Source organism: Ancylobacter sp. FA202 (assembly GCF_000380205.1).
Lineage (GTDB): Bacteria > Pseudomonadota > Alphaproteobacteria > Rhizobiales > Xanthobacteraceae > Ancylobacter.
In genome coordinates, this window is record NZ_KB904818.1 from 2,889,739 (window position 1) to 2,907,019 (window position 17,281).

The window sequence follows — 17,281 nt, forward strand, 5'->3', positions numbered from 1 at the left end:
GCGTTCAATGTCCCCGCATCAGCCGGCCTTCGGCTTCTTCGTGCGGATAAATATGCTCTTCAGATTGTCCCACAATTCAACTTTCACGCCGTTCTTCCGCATGATGATCGACTGCTGGATCACCGAGAGCGTGTTGTTCCAAGCCCAGTAGATGACGAGGCCGGAGGCGAACGAGGCCAGCATGAAGGTGAAGACCAGCGGCATCCAGTCGAAGATCATCTTCTGCGTCGGGTCCGGCGGGGCCGGGTTCAGCTTCATCTGCGCCCACATGGTCATGCCCATGATGATCGGCCAGATGCCGAGCATGAGGAAGTGGCCGATGACGGGCACCGTGGCGGGGTCCCAGGGAATGAGGCCGAACAGGTTGAAGATGGTCGTCGGGTCGGGCGCGGAGAGATCGCGGATCCAGCCGAAGAACGGCGCATGCCGCATTTCGATGGTGACGAACAGCACCTTGTAGAGGGCGAAGAAGACCGGGATCTGGATCAGGATCGGAAGGCAGCCCGCGACCGGGTTGATCTTCTCCTTTTTGTAGATCGCCATCATCTCCTGCTGGAGCTTGACGCGGTCATCGCCATAGCGCTCGCGCAGCCCCGAGATTTCCGGCTGCACCGCCTTCATCTTCGCCATCGAGGCGTAGCTCTTGTTGGCGAGCGGGAAGAAGATGCCCTTCAACAGCACGGTGACGACCAGGATGGCGACGCCGAAATTGCCGACGAAGCGGTAGATCCAGTCGATCACCAGGAACAGCGGCTTGGTGATGAAATAGAACCAGCCCCAGTCGATCAGCAGGTCGAAGCGGTCGATATTGTACTGGGTCTGATAGCCGTCCACCAGCTGCACCACCTTGGCGCCGGCGAACAGGCGGCCATCGGTGGAGGCCTTGGCGCCGGGCGCCACGGTGACGGCGTCGCCGAGGAAATCGGTCTGGTAGGTCAGGTCATTGCCGGTCTGCGCGGCGGAGAACCGGGCCTGCACCTTCTCGGCCGAGCCGGGGATGATGGTCGCCGCCCAGTATTTGTCGGTGATGCCGAGCCAGCCGCCAACCGAGGGGAAGGTCTGGCTGCGCGATTCGGCGATCGCGCTGTACTTGATTTCGTGCAGCCCGCCCTCGGAGGTAACGCCGATCAGGCCTTCATGCAGGATGTAATAGCCGAGCGTGTGCGGCGTGCCGTGGCGCGAGACCAGCGCATAGGGGTGCAGCGCGACCGGCTCGGCGGTGGTGTTGTCCACCTCATCAAGCACATGGAACATGTAGTTGGCGTCGATGGAGAGGGTGCGGCGGAAGATGAGGCCGGCGCCATTGTCCCAGGTCAGCACAACCGGCGTCTCGGGGGTGAGGCGCGCGCCTTCCGGGGCGGTCCACAGCGTGTCGCCGGCCGGCACCGCGACATTCACGCCGGCGCCGGGCACCCAGCCGAATTCGGCGTAGAACGGATTCGGTCCGCCCGAGGGCGAGAGCAGGACGATGATCGGGCTGCTGTTGTCGACGGTCTCGTGATAGCCCTTCAGCGACAGGTCGTCGATGCGGCCGCCCCTGAGGGCGAGGGAGCCGATGACGCTCGGCGTCTCGATGGCGATGCGCGGCGTGCGGGCCAGCGCCTCGGCCCGGGTCATCGCCCGCGGCGCGGTGCCGGCGGCGGTGGGGGCGGCGGTTCCGGGCGCGGGGGCCTGCGAGCCGGCCTCGCTGCCGGCCTGGCCCGGCGCGGCGGCTTGGCCCGGCGCGGCGGCCTGCTGGGCCGCCTGCTGCTGGGCCGCCTGGCGCTGCTGCTCCATCTGCGGCACGCCGGAGAAGAACTGCCAGGCAATGAGCACCGCCATCGACATGACGATGGCGAGGATCATATTGCGGTTTTCGGACGTCATGGCAGGGGCTCTCCGTCGGCGCGCGGCGGGCTCTGCGCGGCGTCGCGCGCAGGCTTCGGCGGGCGCCGGCTTCCTGAGTGAAGGCGGGCGATTCCCCGCTCTATGTCGTGGATGAGGGCGGTGAAAGGCGTGCCGAGCGCAGCGCGCCGGGCGACGATCACATAGTCGAAACCGTCCTTGGCCGCGCGTGGCAAGGCGTCGCGGGCCGCCGCGCGCAGGCGCCGGCGGATACGGTTTCGCACCACGGCATTGCCGTGTTTCTTGGTAATGGTGAGGCCGATGCGGGCCGGCGCCTCATCGGCGCGGTCGCGGCCCTGGAGTAGAAGCGGCCCGGAATTGGCACGCAGCGCGGACGCTGCGGCCAGAAAATCCTTGCGCTTGACGAGCCGGTCCATGATAGGGCGCCGATCCTCAGGCAACAGAGGGGCGCGCCCCAGCCATGTGGGGTCGAAAGGCTAGGTCAGGCCGACAGGCGCTTGCGGCCATGAGCACGGCGAAGATTGATAATCTTGCGGCCGGTGCGGGTCGCCATGCGCGCACGGAAGCCGTGCCGGCGGGCGCGCACGAGCTTGCTCGGTTGATAAGTGCGCTTCACGGGTCTTTCTCCGCTTGTTCGATCTGCCGCCCTGGTGCCGGAAGGTTCCCGTTCCGGCACGCCACGGAACCAGCCGGGGCGAAAAACGCAGATGCGGGAAGCAACCCAACGGCGGGGCAGCCGTGGTTGGGCGGCTTATAGGGGGCACTCTTGCCCAAGTCAATGCCGAGTCCCTGCGCCACTCCGGTTGCGCCCCTCCATCCACCGCCCATTCCACCGCTCGCAGCCGCTTCCACCCCGTCGCCTCGGACGGCGCGCGTCAGCTGCTGTTGCGGCGCATTTTGACTCGCAAGCATGGCAGCGGGGCCTCTGGCAACGGCGCCGCCGCGCCTTACATGAATGTGATCGGGCGCGGGAGGCGGGCCGGGGGAGGGGGCGGCCACGCGCCTTCCTGATCCGAGGTCGTTTCCCTGCCGTAATCCTCCCATCCGATGGCGCGCGCGCCCGACTCGCGAGGGGTGGGGCGCGGGAGCGGAAGAAGCGTTGGTGGCATGAAGAAGCGATCGCAAGCCGGGACCGATGGCGTCGCCGTGCCCGCCGTCCCGGCGGGCGGCGATCGCGCGCGTTCGGGCGGCGGACGCCTGCTGGCGGGGGCGATGGGATTCGGCGTCTCGGACGACCCGGCCGCGCCCCGGCTCTGCGAAGGGCGACGTTTCCATCTCGGCCTGTCCGGCAAGCTGCTGGCCTTCACCCTCGCCTTCGTGCTGCTGGCGGAGGTGCTGATTCTGGTGCCGGCCGTCGCCGCCTTCCGGCTCAACTGGCTTTCCGACCGGCTGGCCTCCGCCCGTACCGCTGCCCTGGTGCTCGACGCCGCGCCGGATGGCATGATCTCGCCGCAGCTGACGCAGGAACTTCTGCGCAGCGTCGGCGCCATCACCGTCGCTCTCAAGCGCGACAACACGCGCCGCCTGCTCGCCTCCTCCGACATGCCGCCGGAAGTCGACCACCACGCCGATGTGCGCGATGTCGGGCCGCTGCAGGCGGTGCGCGAGGCGTTCGACACGCTGCTGGCGCCGGATGGGCGGGTGATCCGCGCCGTCGGCACCCCGCCGCGCGGCGACGGTTTCGTCGAGATCGTCATCAGCGAGACGCCGCTGCGCAAGGCGATGCTGCGCTTCACCGGCAATGTGCTGCTGGTATCGCTGGTTATCGCCGCGCTCACTGGGGCGCTGGTCTATCTCGGCCTTGCCTGGATGTTCGTGCGCCCGATGCGCCGCCTCACCCAGCGCATGGTCGCCTTCCGCCTCAACCCGGCCCTGCCGGTGCTGGAAGTGGACGACGACCGGCGGCTGGACGAGATCGGCCAGGCCGAGCGCGAGCTGACCACCATGCAGCGGCAGATCGCCGAAACGCTGCAGCAGAAGAACCACCTCGCCGCGCTGGGCCTCGCCGTGTCGAAGATCAACCACGACCTGCGCAATCTGCTCGCCTCGGTGCAGCTGATTTCCGACCGCCTCGCCGACATACGCGACCCGGCGGTGCAGCGATTCGCCCCCAAGCTGGAAGCGGCGCTCGACCGTGCCATCGCCTATTGCGAGCATACGCTCGCCTACGGCAAGGCGCAGGAGCCCCCGCCGGAGCGGCGCATGGTGGCGCTCGCCCCGCTGGTGGCCGAAGTGCGCGACACGCTTGGCCTCGGCGTGGGGGAGGACGGGACCGGCATCGGCTTCGTCGAATCGATCGACCGCGACCTGATGGTCGACGCCGATCCCGACCAGCTGTTCCGCGTGCTGCTGAACCTCTGCCGCAATGCCGTCGAGGCGCTGCGCGCTCGCGCGCCCAACGATGTCGCCCGTGACCAGATCCGCATCACCGGAAGGCGCGAGGGCGCCATCGTCGTCATCGAGGTTGCCGACACCGGCCCGGGCGTGCCCGAGCGGGCGCAGGCGCATCTGTTCGAGGCGTTCCAGGGCTCGGTGAGCCGGGGTGGTACCGGGCTCGGCCTCGCCATCGCCGCCGAGCTGATGCAGGCCCATGGCGGCGATGTGCAGCTGGTCCCGGGCACGATCGGCGCTACGTTCCAGCTGCGGGTGCCGGATCGCCCGGTCGATCTCGACGCCCATCGGGCGCTGCGATCCTACGGCTGAGGGCGCGGGGGCGCAGCGCCGAGAGAGGATGCGATTTGAAAATTAGCTCCACCATCGAAAGCCGGCGCCCGCGAATCGGCGTCAGCCGGCGTCGCCTTCTCGCCGGCCTTGCGGCCTCTTTGCCTCTGATGGCGGTGCCCGCCTTCGCCCAGCCCCAGCTCGCCACCCCCGTGCTTCCCGGCACGCCGGGCGCGGCGCCGGTCACCGTCACGGTCTCCGGCCGCGAGATCGAGGTCGACGGCCAGCCCTTCGCCGTGCGCGGCGTCGCGGGCGATGGGCCGCTGGCGCTGCTGCCGGGCCTCGGCGCTACCACCGTGCGCAGCTATGGCGAGGACCCCGGCCCGCTGCTCGACGAAGCGGGCAAGCTCGGGCTGAAGGTGATCGCCGGCCTGTGGGTCGGCCAGCCGCGCCAGGGCGCCGACTACACGGATGCCGCCTTCCGCGCCCGCCAGCTGGCCGCGCTGGAAGCCATGGTGACGAAATATCGCGAGCATCCCGCGCTGCTGATGTGGGGCATCGGCAATGAGGTGGAGGTCGATCTCGCCGATGATTCGCCCGTCTGGCCCGTCATCGAGGAGGTGGCCGCCATGGTCGCCCGCGTCGATCCGCTTCACCCGCCGCTCGCCGTGCTGGCCGAGACCGGCAGCGACAAGGTGGAGAAGCTGCGCAAGACGGCGCCCAGCATCAGGGTGCTCGGCCTCAATTCCTATGGCGATGCGCTCTATTCGGTGGTCGAGCGGGCCCGCAAGCAGGGCTGGGACGGGCCGATCATCATCACCGAGCTCGGCGCGCTCGGCCAGTGGCAGGCCGCGCACGCCCCCTGGGGCGCGCCCTTTGAGCCGAGCTCGACCCAGAAGGCGATCCAGCTGCGCCGTTATCTCTCCGCGCTGGAAGAGCAGGGCGCCGGCACCATCCTCTTCCTCTGGGGCCAGAAGCAGGAGGTGACGCCGAGCTGGCACAGCCTGCTGCTGCCCGATGGCGTGTGGCTGGAGGCGGCGGAAGCGATGGCCCAGGCCTGGGGCGGCCAGTCGCCGGGCGGCAACCAGGCGCCCCGCATCGCCTCGCTGCGGGTGGCGGGCGAGCCGAGCGCGCCTTTCGCCGCCTGGGCGGCCGAGGACGAGGGCGCCTTCACGCTGGATGCCATCGAGCCCGATGGCGACCTGATGGAGGTGCGCTGGTTCGTCATGGCCGAGAGCGCCGATCGTGGCGTGGGCGGCGATGCCGAGCAGGTGCCGGCGCTGTTTCCCGATTCGGTGCGCCAGAGCGGCCCCACGGGAGCCCGGATCTCCGGCCTCAAGCCGGGCCGCTACCGCGTCTTCGTCGAACTGCGCGACGGCAAGGGCGCCGGCGCCACCGCCAACATGCCGTTCGAGGTGCGGTGACTGGAGCGGGGGCGGGCGTAAGAGCCGCCCGGCCCGCCGGTGATGCAAGACGGGTATGTCCAGGTGAGCCGCGATACCTGCCGCGTTCCAAGAGGTCTTGGATGGCCGCAGCCTGTGGATAGCGCGCTTCCTTGCCAGGACGTCTTGCAATGCGCGCGCAAACGGGGTAGCAGACGGGCCCTCGCGGTTGGTTATCACGTGTTGCCGACCGGCCGCGAACAGGCTTCCTCCCTAACGGGCAGGAAGCCGGGCGCCCGTAGCTCAGCTGGATAGAGCACCAGACTACGAATCTGGGGGTCAGGAGTTCGAATCTCTTCGGGCGCGCCATTTCGGTACAAAACTGCGAACGTCGTTCGCCGCCGCTCCTACGCTTGATGCGGCAGCCCGCGTGCGCAGAAGGTCCGACTTCCCCATCAGCCGAATTTCCGACTTGCTCACCACCTCGACGCGCTGGGCCAGCGCGCGAAGATGATCCCGGTGATGCTCCCCGGCTTCCATCCGTAGCCTGGCGCGGGCGACCTCAGAGAAGCGCTTCAGGCTCTCGGCGGTGACGTTCGGACCATCCTCTCCACAGCCGCTTGCGCGCGCCGGCGTCGGCCGGGGGCTTTTCGCGAATCGCGGTCCATTGACCGCCCGCGCGACCTGCCGGCCAGCCGCGCGCGTGAGCCGGCGACGCGCGTGATCGCCTGTCGCTCAGGCCTCGCTGCGTATCTGCCGGCGCAGCTCATCTGCCAGCGGATGCAGCCGGTCCGGGGCCACCGCTCCGACGAGGCTGTAGCCGAGGCCGTCATCGGCCCAGGCGAAGCCGTTGAGTGCGCCTTCGGTATGGGGCGACATCGGCAGGGCCGGATCGGCTTTCATCGGCCGCGCCAGCATCACGAGGCGCGTTCCGCGATCATCGTCAAACATGAACAGCGCGGCAGGACCGTGCTCGGTCGGCACCACGCGCCCGCCCATCAGGCGATAGCCCGCCGCCGTCAGGTCCGGAATGCCGATCGGACGGCCGATGCGCTTGGCGGTCCAGGCCGCGAGCACGTCGCGATCGCTGGCCCGGATCTCGACCGGCCGCACCTGATCGGGCACATAGGTCGCATAGCTCGCCGCCGCCTCGCGGGCGAGCGCCTGGACACCTTCGGAGGTCGGGGGCCTCAGGTCGCGCAGCGACCAGCCACCGGCGGCCCCCACCGACAGCAGCAGCACCGCCGCCGCCGCCATCGCCCAGCGCGGCGCCTGCCGGGGCAGGCGTCGTTCCGCGATCATGCGCGACAGGTCGAGTTCCGTCGGCACCGGCTCGTCCATGACAGGCGCAAAGGCGTCGCGCAGCATGTCGCGCTGCTCGCCATAGACCGCGATGCGTCGGCCAATATGCGGATGAGCGTCGAGATAGGCGCTCACCTCGGCGCGGCGTTCGGGAGTGAGCGTGCCGTCGACGAAGCCGTTCAGGTCGTCCTCGGTGATCGGAAGAGGGTTCATTTCACGCTCCGGAGATGGGGCGACGGGCGGGCTGCGCGCGGCTCGGCGGACATCAGCTTCGCAAGGCGTTCGCGGGCACGCGACAGGCGCGACATGACCGTGCCGATCGGCACGCCCAGCACCTGCGCCGCGTCGGCATAGGAGAGTTCCTCGACCGTGACCAGCAGAAGCACCGTCCGCTGTTCATCCGGCAGCTGCGCCAGCGCATTGACGAGGTCGCGATGGCGCAGCCCGTCCTCCTGTCGCGCCGCGGAGGCGTAGCTCGCCGGATCGGCGTCGTCGAGCCCGATATGGATCGGGCGCTGCGTCGTCCGGCGCAGCCGCGTCATGGCGAGATTGTGCAGGATGGTGAAGATCCAGGCCCGTGGGTCTTCGCCCGGCCGCCGCTGGTGCCAGCGGCTGATGGTACGCTCCAGACAATCCTGCACCAGATCGTCCGCCGCCGTCCGCTCGCGCATCAGCGCGCGCGCATATCGCCGCAATGCCGGGATCAGCGGCTCGATAAGGCGCACCATCTCGTTATTCACGGTGTCTCCTTTCGAGGAGAGGCGAACCTCTCCCGTGAGCGACTTTCCTGGCGCAGGCGTGGCGCGTCACTCCAGCGCCTGGCGCTGGACGACGGCGCCGGGCTGCGCGACCGTGCCCTCCGTGATGACGAGATAGCGGCGCTGGCCCTTGGCCTCGTTCTGCACGATCTGGCGGATCGGCCCGGCGGCGTTGACGATCGCCGAGCCGGCGGGATTGGACATGAAGGCCGAGAGCGGCTCGATCGCGCCCGTGCCGTCGGGCTGGCTGGCCAGCGCCAGTACATGCGGCTTCTTCGGCGCGAGCCCGGTGACTGACGCCTGCAGGACCTGGATCAGACCCTGGTCGAACAGCGTGATGCTGGTCGGGGCCTTGTCGGCGGCCTTGCCGTCCTTGGTCAGGCTGAGATGGGCCGCCTGTCCCGCGACGCCGAGCGGCTGGAGGTTCTGCGTGCCCTCGCCCTCCGGCACGGCGCCGGGCACATAGTTGACCGCCTGCGGCGCCTGGCCGATCGGGATGGTGGCAATCACCTTGTTTGTCAGCGTGTCGATCGTGGCCAGCGCATCGGCGTTCTCCAGCCCGACATAAACGCGCGAGCCGTCACCCGACGGCCAGAGGCCGTGCGGCAGCTTGCCGACCGGGATCGTCGCCACAGGCATGAAGTCGTCCGTGCGGAACACCTTGACCTCATTGAGCCCGCCGATTGTCACATAGGCGAAGCTGCCATTGGCCTTGTGGACGAAGTTGACGTGGTTTGTGAGCGGGCCGGTGTCGAGCGTCTTGATGATTTCGAACGGCGGCTGCGCGTTGAACACCTGCGTCTTGCCGATGTCCTTCAGCGTGAGCCAGACCTGCTTGCCGTCCGGCGTCGCGGCGATGTTGGGACAGAACGGGCTCGCCTGCTTCACATGGCCGATAATCGCGTGGTCGGCGACTGAGATGACCACCGTCTCGGGCATGAAGGAAGAGCAGACATAGCCGTATGTGCCGTCGGGCGAGAAGATCTGCATGCCCGGCCCGTTCGGCACCTTGATGCGCGTCTTCTCCTCATAGGTGGCGCTGTCGAGCACGGCGATGTAGTCCTCGCCGCGCACCGTCACCCAGACCTCCTTGCCGTCAGGCGTGAAGAAGGCCTCGTGCGGCGAGCGTCCGACATAGGTCGTGTGTTTCACCGCATTGGTGGCGGTGTCGATGAAGGTGACGGCGTTCGAGCCGATCGACACCACCACGAGGGTCTTGGCGTCCGGCGCGAAGCCCATGCCATGCACCAGCACCTGCCCCTTGTAGAGCGGGCTGAAGTTCATCGGCTGCGGCTCGCCCAGCCGGATGATGCCGACCAGCCGGTTGGAGGCGGGATCGGTGACGGAGATGGTGTTGGAGAACTGCTCGGCGGCATAGACACGGTCGCGGCGGCTCAGCGGAATGTCGGGTGCGGCGGCGGCGAATGGCGCCTGTCCGGCGAAGGCAGGCACCGCACAGGAGAGCAGGGCGCTGGCGAGCAGGCCGGTGAGGACGGATCTGTTCATGGGACGGTTCCTACTTCACCGGGGTCGGCAGGGCCGGCATCGCCATGGTGCTGGCGGATATCGGGCGGGGCGACAGGGTGTTTTGCGGCATGGCGGAAGGGTCATGGGCAGCGCCGGCCTCGGGCAGGGTCGGCGCCGGCGCGGAAGGCGGCAGGGGCTGGCCGAGGGCAAGCCGCATCGCGGCGATCTCCTGCTGCTGCTCGATGACGATCTCCTGCGCGAGGCGGCGCAGCTGCGGGTTCTGGCCGTAGCGCAGATAGGCGACCGCCATGTCGATGGCGCCCTGATGGTGCGGGATCATCATCGCCGTGAAGTCGGCGTCGATGTCGCCGGTCGGCGTCACCTCCATCTCCGCCATCATCTTGTCCATGGCGGCGGCGTTCTCGGCGAGAAACGGAGATTCGGCGCCGGTTGTGGAAGGCGTAGCGGCGCCATGGCTGTGGTCGCCCGCCTCGGCCGCACTGCCGGCCAGGCAGAGCGCGAGCAGCACGCCGACACGAGATGGGTGTCGCTGTCGCATGGATTTTTCTCCTTCGGGCGATGACGCCTTCGGAAGGTGGGACTCGCAGCCGGCGCGATTATTCCGCCCGGGCGCGAATTTTCTCCGGCCCTTCGCCCCCGCCCCCGACGCCCCCCCGTCCGACGCGAAAATCGGAACGTGGGCCCTGTCCGGCGGAATAAAGCGGCGCGGCACGAGTCTCCCGGTGCAGGCCACATTGGAGATTCAGGTACATGCGCCTTTCAACCCTCGCCGCCACGTTCGTCCTTATCGCCGCTCCCGGCTCGGCCGCGCTGGCGGGATCCGCCGAGGACCTCGCCAGGTCGCGCATCACCGCGATCGCCAGCGGCGACCTCGCGGGCGTGTCGGCGGCCTATGGCCCCGGCGCGACCCTGCACTGGGTCGGCGGCCCGCTCGACGGCACCTATAGCCAGCCCGCCAAGATCAAGGAGGTCTGGTCGACCTTCTTCGCCGCCCAGGGCGCCCAGAACGCGACCATCGCCGCGGCGGTGGAGGCGGCCAATCCCAAGGGCGGCACCGTGACGGTGGACGCCACCTTCGCCGGCACGAACACCGTCAAGGTGCGCTACGTGCTGCTCTATCGCGGCGACAAGCTGGTCGACGAAATCTGGCAGGTCAATCCGGCCGCGACGAACTGAGCGGGCCGATCGCGCAGGGGGCGTTCTCGCCCCCGGACGGGCGAGCCGGCGAGGCATAGGCCCCCGCCGAACGGCCGACACCCCCACACCCATGCCGGCCTGAGACGCACGGCGCCTCAGGCCGGTTGATCGGCGGCGCACGACGAAGCGCGGTCACGAGCGGGGCCCGCCGTTACGGCAACGAGGCCCTGTTGTCTCGGTTCACGGCCCGCCGCAGCGATTTAGCACAAAAGCTATATTTGATGAATTTGATAAAATTGATACCGCGTCGCCATTCAAAGGAGTTTGCGACATGAGCGAGATGGACAAGGACGAGGCGCTGGATTTCGCCAGGCGAGCCGCCGAGAACCAGCACCGGCTGAGGGAAAGACCGCCGGCGCAGTACAATTTCATCGTCTGCGGCGCCGGCTCTTCCGGCTCGGTGGTGGCGCGGCGCCTGGCCGAGAACCCCGATGTCGACGTGCTCCTCGTCGAGGCGGGGGGCGACGACGACGCGGAGACGGTGCTCGACCCGTCGCAGTGGCCGCTCAATCTCGGCAGCGCGCGTGACTGGGGCTTTCAGGCGACGCCCAATCCGCACCTCGACGGCCGGACTCTGTCGATGTCGATGGGCAAGGGCCTCGGCGGCGGGTCCAGCATCAATGTGATGGTATGGTCGCGCGGGCACCGCAGCGACTGGGACTTCTTTGCCAAGGAGAGCGGCGATCCCGCTTGGGGCTACCCGGCGGTACTCGACATCTATCGTGGAATCGAAAACTGGCAGGGCACGCCCGATCCGCACTATCGCGGCACATCGGGCCCGGTGTGGGTGCAGCCGCCGCGCGATCCCAGCCCGGTCGCGCTCGCCCTGCTCGATGCCGCAACCGAAATCGGCATCCCGCGCTTCGATCATCCCAATGGCGCGATGATGGAAGGCGCCGGAGGCGTCGCCCTCTCCGACATGCTGGTGCGGGATGGGCGACGCCACTCCCTCTTCCGCGCCTATGCGCGGCCCTGGATGGACCGGCCCAACCTAACGGTCATGACCGGAACGACGGTGCGCCGGGTGATCTTCGAAGGCCGGCGCGCCGTCGGGATCGAAGTGGTTCGCGACGGAGAAGTCTCGCGCATTTGCGCCAGTGCGGAGGTGATCCTTTCGCTCGGCGCCATCCATACGCCAAAGGTTCTGATGTATTCGGGGATCGGCGACGCCTCGGAGCTTGGCCGACATGGCATCCCCGTCCGCCAGCATCTGCCCGGCGTCGGTGCGAACCTGCAGGATCACACGGCTTTCTGCTGCATCTGGGAGTACCGCGACGCCCTCGCGCCACGCAATAATGGCAGCGAGGCGAAACTGTACTGGAAGACTCGTCCCGAGCTTGAATCGCCCGACCTGCTGTTCTGCCAGGCCGAGTTCCCGGTGCCGAGCGAGCGAACGGCGGCACGGGGTGTGCCCGCGCAGGGGTGGACGATGTTCGCCGGGCTGGCGCGGCCAAGCAGCCGTGGCCGGCTTCGCCTCACCGGCGCTGATCCGCTGTCCGCGATCGAGATCGACGCGAACATGCTGTCGGACCCGGCCGATATGGAGACGGCACTCGCCTGCATCGAGCTCTGTCGCGAGCTTGGCAATGCCCGGGCCTTCCAGCCTCTGGTGAAGGGCGAGGCGATGCCGGGCCCGCTCAAGGGCGAGGCGATGAAGCAGTTCGTGCGCGAATCCGCCGTCACCTACTGGCACCAGAGCTGCACGGCGAAGATGGGCCGCGACGCGATGTCGGTCGTGGACGCCTCTCTCAATGTCTATGGGGTCGAGGGTTTGCGCATCGCCGACGCCTCCATCATGCCGCGCGTCACCACCGGAAACACGCAGGCCCCCTGCGCCGTCATCGGCGAGCGTGCCGCCGGAATGATCCGCCGGACTTACGACCTCTGACGTCCTCGCGCCGGCCGTCCTCTGTGAGATCGGTCTCCACCTTCAGGCCCGGCTGGCGCGACCGGCGCGATGGGGCCCTGGGCCCGGTGTCTGCCGCTCTGCCGTGCGAAGCGCGTCCCGCAACTGCCGCTCGGTGGAGCGCAGCCGCACCTCGTCCGATGCCAGCGCCGCAAGCGCCATCAGCGCCCGCCTCTCGCCATCGTCCAGCGTGCGCGGCCTCCGGTCGATGACGCACAGCGACCCCACGGTGAAGCCCTCATTGTCGTGGACGGGGGCGCCGGCGTAGAAGCGGAAGCCGAGATCCCCCGCGACGGCCGGATTGGCGGCAAAGCGCGGATCGCTGGGCAGGTCCTCCACCGAGAACACACCCTTCTGCAGGATCGTATGATTGCAGAAGGCCCAGCTGCGCGGGGTTTCCGGCGCATCAACGCCGATACGCGACTTGAACCATTGCCGCGTGGGAGTGAGCAGGGTCAGCAGCGCGATCGGCGCGTCGAGAGTGCGGGCGGCCAGCCACGTCAGCCGGTCGAACGCTTCCTCGGGAAGCGTGTCCAACAGTCCCGAGCGCTCGAGCGCCACCAGCCTCTGGCTCTCATTGAGCGCGATCGGAAACAGCGTCTCGGCGGGCGGCGGGGTCGGCACACCCGTGTCGGTCAGGGACACACGTATCGCGGCGGCCGCCTGTTCGGCGGTCTCGACAGGCACGACACGGCCGGGCAGATCGGCGCTGGCGATCGTGCCTGTGGCCGCGACCGCGAGAATCCGGCTGTGGCCCAGCGACGGGTTGACCGACAGGCTGTGCAGCAGCCTCACCCGCTCGGCATCGGGCGGCTCAAGATCGACGATGATGGCGTGCGGCCGGACGGAGCCGATGGCAAACAGGGCCCGGTGGACATTGTCGACCGCCTCCACCGTGCATTCGGCAATGCCGGCGAACAGGCGATCATAATGGGCAAGCTGTTCGGATGCAGCGACAATGATGACGGTGGCGGACGCGAGCGGCGCGCCGGATGCGCCCGGTGCGGGCCGCTCAATCAGTCCCATGACATCGGCGCGGTAGACCCGGCGGTGCCCGCCCGGTGTCTTCCACGACGGCACGGAGCCACCCTCGATGAGCAGCTGCGCGGTACGGACCGACACGCCGAGTATTTTGGCAGTTTCAGCCGTGGTCAGGATGTCCTTGTCCGTCTTTCCCATCGCCTTCCCACACGCGGAGATCGGCGTCCCACCCCGGCGAAGGCGTCGGGAAGGGGCGCGGATCCCGCACTATAGGGCGCGCAGCAAAAAATGGGAGAGTTGCTGGATTTGATCGAAACGATAGAGGACGCAACCGGGCGGTCGCCGCGCCACGGCAGGGACCCGCCTTGTCGGGGCGGCGCCCCGTGGAGCTGCCGACCCCGACAAGGCGGCATCATCGATGGGTCACGGCTGCTTGGAAACCGTCCGCGCCGCCTTGTCGATCGTGTCGGCGACGACCTTGGGCTGGGTCATGAAGAGCGCGTGGCTGGCGGAGACCGTGGTGATGTCGGCACCGATCCGCTTGGCCATGTGCAGCAGCATCGCTTGGTCGAACGCCTTGTCCTCGGTCGCGATTACCGCCCAGCTCGGCTTGGAGCGCCAGGCCGCCCTCGTCAGCTTCGTGCCGAACGCGGAGAGGTTGATGGGTACCTGCGAGTCCCGCATGAAGGCGACATCCTGATCGCTGACGTCATGGGCGAAGCCGGCCTTGAACTTCTCGCGGTCGACAAAGGCGAAACCGTCCTCCGCCTTGTCGAGCACGAAGTCCGTGGCCGGCGCAAAGCCTTCATATTGCTGGCCGGTCGTTTCTCCCGCGTCGGGCGAGAGCGCGGAGACATAGACCAGCCCCGCCACCTTCGGATTGTCGCCGGCTTCGGTAATGACCGTGCCGCCCCAGGAATGCCCGACGAGAATGGCCGGGCCGCTCTGCCGTTCCAGCGCGCGCGTGGTGGCCGCAACATCGTCTGCGAGCGAGGTCAGCGGGTTCTGGACGATGGTGACGCGGTAGCCGCGCTGGGTCAGCTGGTCATAGACGCCGCGCCAGCCCGAGCCGTCGGCAAAGGCGCCGTGCACCAGCACGACATTCTTGACCGCCTGGCTCTGCGGGATGGGGTCGGCCGCGCGCGCCGGCTCCATGCCGATGACGGCTGCGGCGGCTGCGGTGGCGGCAAGGATGTTTCTGGTCTTTGTATTCATGAGGCTTTTCCTTTTTGTACGCGATATCATTATCGGCACGTCTGCGTGATCCGCTGTTGTGACGGCCGCGCGTAGCGCCAATCGCGGAAACGACTTCCGCGTTTACATGTCCAATACTTAGTGAGGTAGGTGTCGATGCCGGGTCGGCGCTGCCGGTGGCGCTCGTCAGCCGATCAATCGCGCCGCGCGTGTTCCACGGTGCACCCGGAGACCAGCCCTGCGGCCGAGGCAGGCGAGAGGGCGTGTCGCATGGCGTTCTCCTTCGGCGGCCGAGCGGCGTCTATTGGCGGCGTCTGAAGGTTGGACTCCCTGCCGCGCCGCTTATTCCCGTCGGCACGGGTTTTTTCCGGTCGGCCCCGGGTTTGTTCGGCCCAGCGCTCGGCGGTGGGAACCGTGCCGCCGTCTATGATGTACTCGGTGCCGGTGATCGCTGCCGCGCGGTCCGAGGCGACTGCCGATCCAGCCGGACGGCGGGCAGCGGGTGGCGATCAAGCGCCATCTGCCACAGGGCATCGGTGGAATCGCCTGACACCACCGCGCAGACGGTATCCCGAACGCCCACAAACCACCCTGCGCCTCGTCTTGGGCAGTCTGTTTTACGAACCCCGTTTCCAGAACGTTCGTAGGCTCGGCACGTGCGCTGTCCGCCCTTGTGCGTACGCGGGCGAAAGACGTGTCGCGGATGTCCGGCGCGCGGCGCTGGGTAGGCCGGTTACGGCGATGATTTCGCCGAGGTTGCAGCCGGCCGGACGGAGACGGTGAAACACATCTCCGTCCAGATCGACAGCCCTACGCCTAGACCTGGCCGAGGTCCTCATAGCTCGCATGCAGCGCCCAATCGCCCTCGCAAAAGCGATCGCGGGCGAAATTGTGCTGGTGCCAGTAGGGGTAGAGATAGGGCGGACGGCTGACGAGGTTCAGCCGCTCCAGCTCCTCGGCGGTGAGCGTGATGTCGACGGCGGCGATGTTGTCGCGGAAATGGGCTTCCTCGGTGCCGCCGACCACCAGCGAGGCGATGCCGGGGCGGGAGAGTGTCCAGGCGATGGAAATCTGCGCCGCCGTGACGCCGCGCGCGCTCGCAATGTCGTTCAGCACATCGACGATCCGCCACAGGCGCTCGCTGTCGCGGATCGGCGGCTCGCTCCAGCCGGCGGCCTGGCGCGAATCGGCCGGGAACTTGTCGCGGCCGAAGCGGCCGGAGAGCAGGCCGGCGGCCAGCGGGCTCCACACCATGACGCCGACGCCCTGATCGACGGCAATGGGGAGAAGTTCATACTCCGCCTCGCGCGCTTCCAGCGTGTAGTGAATCTGCTGGGTGACGAAGCGCGGCAGGCCCTTGGCCTCGGCGATGCCGAGCGCCTTCATGATGTGCCAGCCGGAATAGTTGGAGCAGCCGATATAGCGGATCTTGCCCTGCCGCATCAGCGAATCCAGCGCCGACAGCGTCTCCTCCAGCGGCGTCACGCCGTCCCATTCATGCAGGAAATAGATGTCGATATGGTCGGTCCGCAGCCGCTTCAGGCTGCGCTCGCACTCGCGGATGAGGTGATAGCGCGACACGCCCTCGTCATTGGGTCCGTCGCCGATCCGCATGCGCGCCTTGGATGAGATGAGCACGCGGTCGCGGCGGCCTTCCAGCACCTCGCCGACGATCTCCTCGGAGCGGCCGAGCGAATACATGTTGGCGGTGTCGATGACATTGATGCCGCCATCGATGCAGGTATCGACCAGCCGGCGCGCTTCCGGCACGCCGTGATTGGCGACCATGGCGAAGGCGCCGACCCCGCCAAAGGAGAACGTCCCCATGCTGAGGGCGGAAACCTTGAGGCCGGAGCGGCCGAGCGTGCGGTATTTCATCAGGGCTCTCTCCCGGAAAGCGCGGTCGCAGGTGCGCGACCTGTCAGTTCAGCCGCGACGGCGGCGATCCCGAGTTCGGGACTGGTAAGGACGGTGCCCGCCGCGCGCACGGAAGCCGGCAGCGCATCGGCCATCGAGGCCTGCGCCAGCACGACGAGATCGACCTGCGGCGCGACCTCCTCGAAGGCCTCGCGCACCCGCCGGTCATGCGTCTCGCGGTCGCCGGCGGCGAGCGCGGCGAAGGCGCCCTCGCACAGCCGCGCGACCATGGTGATCTCGCGCCCCGTCGCGGCGGCGGTGGCGTCGATCAGCCGACCGGTCGGCTCCAGCGTGGTCGACAGCGTCGCCAGCACGCCGATGCGGCGGGCGCGGCGCACCGCTTCCTCGACCATGCCGCGATCGATGCGGAACAGCGGCACGGCAAGGGTCGGGCGCAGGGCATCGACCGCCTCGCCCAGCGTCGAGCAGGTGACAAGCACCGCATCGGCCCCGGCGGCAGCTTCCTGCACCCCGGCGGCGAGGCGCGCCCGCGTCGCGTCGGTGAGCCGGCCCTCGCGGATCGTCTCCGCGAGCAGGCTCTCATCGACGGAATGGGTGAAGCTCCACCCCGGCAGCGCCTGCGCGGCCAGTGTTTCCAGCCGCGCGGGCAGCGCGGGAACGGTGTGAATCATCGCCAGCGTCGGCATGGG

General features: G+C 68.5%; 15 protein-coding genes, 1 tRNA gene and 1 pseudogene. 5 read left to right on the plus strand and 12 right to left on the minus strand.

Going from position 1 to position 17,281, the window contains the following annotated elements; translation table 11 throughout:
- Window positions 1–18: 18 nt before the first annotated feature.
- From yidC to rpmH, 3 genes are all read right to left on the minus strand, one after another.
- Window positions 19–1,866 (minus strand): membrane protein insertase YidC, encoded by a 1,848-nt coding sequence (gene yidC / locus A3M1_RS0113140; RefSeq protein ID WP_018389437.1) that lies wholly within the window; start codon window positions 1,864–1,866, stop codon window positions 19–21.
- A complete protein-coding gene (gene rnpA / locus A3M1_RS0113145) occupies window positions 1,863–2,261 on the minus strand; it encodes a ribonuclease P protein component (RefSeq protein ID WP_018389438.1) in 399 nt (132 codons plus the stop codon). The genes yidC and rnpA overlap by 4 nt, the downstream gene beginning before the upstream one ends.
- Before the next feature lie 65 nt (window positions 2,262–2,326).
- Window positions 2,327–2,461: a 50S ribosomal protein L34 gene (rpmH, locus tag A3M1_RS0113150; RefSeq protein ID WP_018389439.1), complete on the minus strand. Its 135-nt coding sequence runs from the start codon at window positions 2,459–2,461 to the stop codon at window positions 2,327–2,329.
- A 491-nt stretch (window positions 2,462–2,952) separates the two neighbouring features.
- Between rpmH and A3M1_RS0113155 the strand changes: the two genes are divergently transcribed.
- The 3 genes from A3M1_RS0113155 (at window position 2,953) to A3M1_RS0113165 (ending at window position 6,257) form a co-directional block, all read left to right on the plus strand.
- Window positions 2,953–4,548, plus strand: a complete 1,596-nt coding sequence (locus tag A3M1_RS0113155) for a HAMP domain-containing sensor histidine kinase (RefSeq protein ID WP_018389440.1) — start codon at window positions 2,953–2,955, stop codon at window positions 4,546–4,548.
- A 35-nt stretch (window positions 4,549–4,583) separates the two neighbouring features.
- Window positions 4,584–5,930, plus strand: coding sequence for a hypothetical protein (locus A3M1_RS0113160; RefSeq protein WP_018389441.1), 1,347 nt, complete (start codon window positions 4,584–4,586; stop codon window positions 5,928–5,930).
- Between the two features lie 250 nt (window positions 5,931–6,180).
- A tRNA-Arg gene (locus A3M1_RS0113165) sits at window positions 6,181–6,257 on the plus strand.
- 366 nt (window positions 6,258–6,623) lie between these two features.
- Here A3M1_RS0113165 and A3M1_RS0113170 read toward each other — a convergent pair.
- The 4 genes from A3M1_RS0113170 to A3M1_RS0113185 all read right to left on the minus strand — a co-directional run bounded on the left by A3M1_RS0113170 (window position 6,624) and on the right by A3M1_RS0113185 (window position 9,974).
- Entirely contained in the window at window positions 6,624–7,403 is a 780-nt protein-coding gene (locus A3M1_RS0113170) for an anti-sigma factor (protein ID WP_018389442.1), read from the minus strand.
- The gene (locus A3M1_RS0113175) at window positions 7,400–7,918 is read right to left on the minus strand and encodes a sigma-70 family RNA polymerase sigma factor (RefSeq protein WP_018389443.1); all 519 of its coding nucleotides are present in this window, start codon (window positions 7,916–7,918) and stop codon (window positions 7,400–7,402) included. The genes A3M1_RS0113170 and A3M1_RS0113175 overlap by 4 nt, the downstream gene beginning before the upstream one ends.
- 78 nt (window positions 7,919–7,996) lie before the next feature.
- On the minus strand, window positions 7,997–9,454 hold the full coding sequence (locus tag A3M1_RS0113180) for a YncE family protein (protein ID WP_018389444.1): 1,458 nt from the start codon (window positions 9,452–9,454) through the stop codon (window positions 7,997–7,999).
- 10 nt (window positions 9,455–9,464) lie between these two features.
- Window positions 9,465–9,974: a DUF305 domain-containing protein gene (locus tag A3M1_RS0113185; RefSeq protein WP_026291367.1), complete on the minus strand. Its 510-nt coding sequence runs from the start codon at window positions 9,972–9,974 to the stop codon at window positions 9,465–9,467.
- 212 nt (window positions 9,975–10,186) lie between these two features.
- Between A3M1_RS0113185 and A3M1_RS0113190 the strand changes: the two genes are divergently transcribed.
- Together A3M1_RS0113190 and A3M1_RS0113195 are read left to right on the plus strand one after the other, a co-directional pair.
- Entirely contained in the window at window positions 10,187–10,612 is a 426-nt protein-coding gene (locus A3M1_RS0113190) for a nuclear transport factor 2 family protein (RefSeq protein WP_018389446.1), read from the plus strand.
- A gap of 292 nt (window positions 10,613–10,904) precedes the next feature.
- A complete protein-coding gene (locus tag A3M1_RS0113195; protein ID WP_018389447.1) occupies window positions 10,905–12,521 on the plus strand; it encodes a GMC family oxidoreductase in 1,617 nt (538 codons plus the stop codon).
- Between the two features lie 42 nt (window positions 12,522–12,563).
- On the opposite strand, the gene A3M1_RS0113200 is transcribed toward A3M1_RS0113195, so the two are convergent.
- The 5 genes and pseudogenes from A3M1_RS0113200 to A3M1_RS0113215 form a co-directional block, all read right to left on the minus strand.
- Window positions 12,564–13,718, minus strand: a complete 1,155-nt coding sequence (locus A3M1_RS0113200; protein WP_018389448.1) for a GAF domain-containing protein — start codon at window positions 13,716–13,718, stop codon at window positions 12,564–12,566.
- 225 nt (window positions 13,719–13,943) lie between these two features.
- A complete protein-coding gene (locus A3M1_RS0113205; RefSeq protein ID WP_245261886.1) occupies window positions 13,944–14,675 on the minus strand; it encodes an alpha/beta fold hydrolase in 732 nt (243 codons plus the stop codon).
- A gap of 440 nt (window positions 14,676–15,115) precedes the next feature.
- Window positions 15,116–15,187, minus strand: a pseudogene (locus tag A3M1_RS26480) (short-chain dehydrogenase); the annotation flags it as partial.
- 343 nt (window positions 15,188–15,530) lie between these two features.
- Window positions 15,531–16,592, minus strand: a complete 1,062-nt coding sequence (locus tag A3M1_RS0113210) for an aldo/keto reductase (protein WP_018389450.1) — start codon at window positions 16,590–16,592, stop codon at window positions 15,531–15,533.
- The gene (locus A3M1_RS0113215; protein WP_018389451.1) at window positions 16,592–17,278 is read right to left on the minus strand and encodes an aspartate/glutamate racemase family protein; all 687 of its coding nucleotides are present in this window, start codon (window positions 17,276–17,278) and stop codon (window positions 16,592–16,594) included. Before A3M1_RS0113215 ends, A3M1_RS0113210 begins: the two co-directional genes overlap by 1 nt.
- Between the last annotated feature and the right edge of the window lie 3 nt (window positions 17,279–17,281).

Excerpts from the sequence above, each read along its gene's own strand:
- yidC (WP_018389437.1), bottom strand. The coding sequence starts at position 1,866 with ATGACGTCCGAAAACCGCAATATGATCCTCGCCATCGTCATGTCGATG.
- rnpA (WP_018389438.1), bottom strand. The coding sequence starts at position 2,261 with ATGGACCGGCTCGTCAAGCGCAAGGATTTTCTGGCCGCAGCGTCCGCG.
- A3M1_RS0113155 (WP_018389440.1), top strand. The coding sequence starts at position 2,953 with ATGAAGAAGCGATCGCAAGCCGGGACCGATGGCGTCGCCGTGCCCGCC.
- A3M1_RS0113170 (WP_018389442.1), bottom strand. The coding sequence starts at position 7,403 with ATGAACCCTCTTCCGATCACCGAGGACGACCTGAACGGCTTCGTCGAC.
- A3M1_RS0113175 (WP_018389443.1), bottom strand. The coding sequence starts at position 7,918 with ATGGTGCGCCTTATCGAGCCGCTGATCCCGGCATTGCGGCGATATGCG.
- A3M1_RS0113180 (WP_018389444.1), bottom strand. The coding sequence starts at position 9,454 with ATGAACAGATCCGTCCTCACCGGCCTGCTCGCCAGCGCCCTGCTCTCC.
- A3M1_RS0113185 (WP_026291367.1), bottom strand. The coding sequence starts at position 9,974 with ATGCGACAGCGACACCCATCTCGTGTCGGCGTGCTGCTCGCGCTCTGC.
- A3M1_RS0113190 (WP_018389446.1), top strand. The coding sequence starts at position 10,187 with ATGCGCCTTTCAACCCTCGCCGCCACGTTCGTCCTTATCGCCGCTCCC.
- A3M1_RS0113195 (WP_018389447.1), top strand. The coding sequence starts at position 10,905 with ATGAGCGAGATGGACAAGGACGAGGCGCTGGATTTCGCCAGGCGAGCC.
- A3M1_RS0113200 (WP_018389448.1), bottom strand. The coding sequence starts at position 13,718 with ATGGGAAAGACGGACAAGGACATCCTGACCACGGCTGAAACTGCCAAA.
- A3M1_RS0113205 (WP_245261886.1), bottom strand. The coding sequence starts at position 14,675 with ATGGAGCCGGCGCGCGCGGCCGACCCCATCCCGCAGAGCCAGGCGGTC.
- A3M1_RS0113210 (WP_018389450.1), bottom strand. The coding sequence starts at position 16,592 with ATGAAATACCGCACGCTCGGCCGCTCCGGCCTCAAGGTTTCCGCCCTC.
- A3M1_RS0113215 (WP_018389451.1), bottom strand. The coding sequence starts at position 17,278 with ATGCCGACGCTGGCGATGATTCACACCGTTCCCGCGCTGCCCGCGCGG.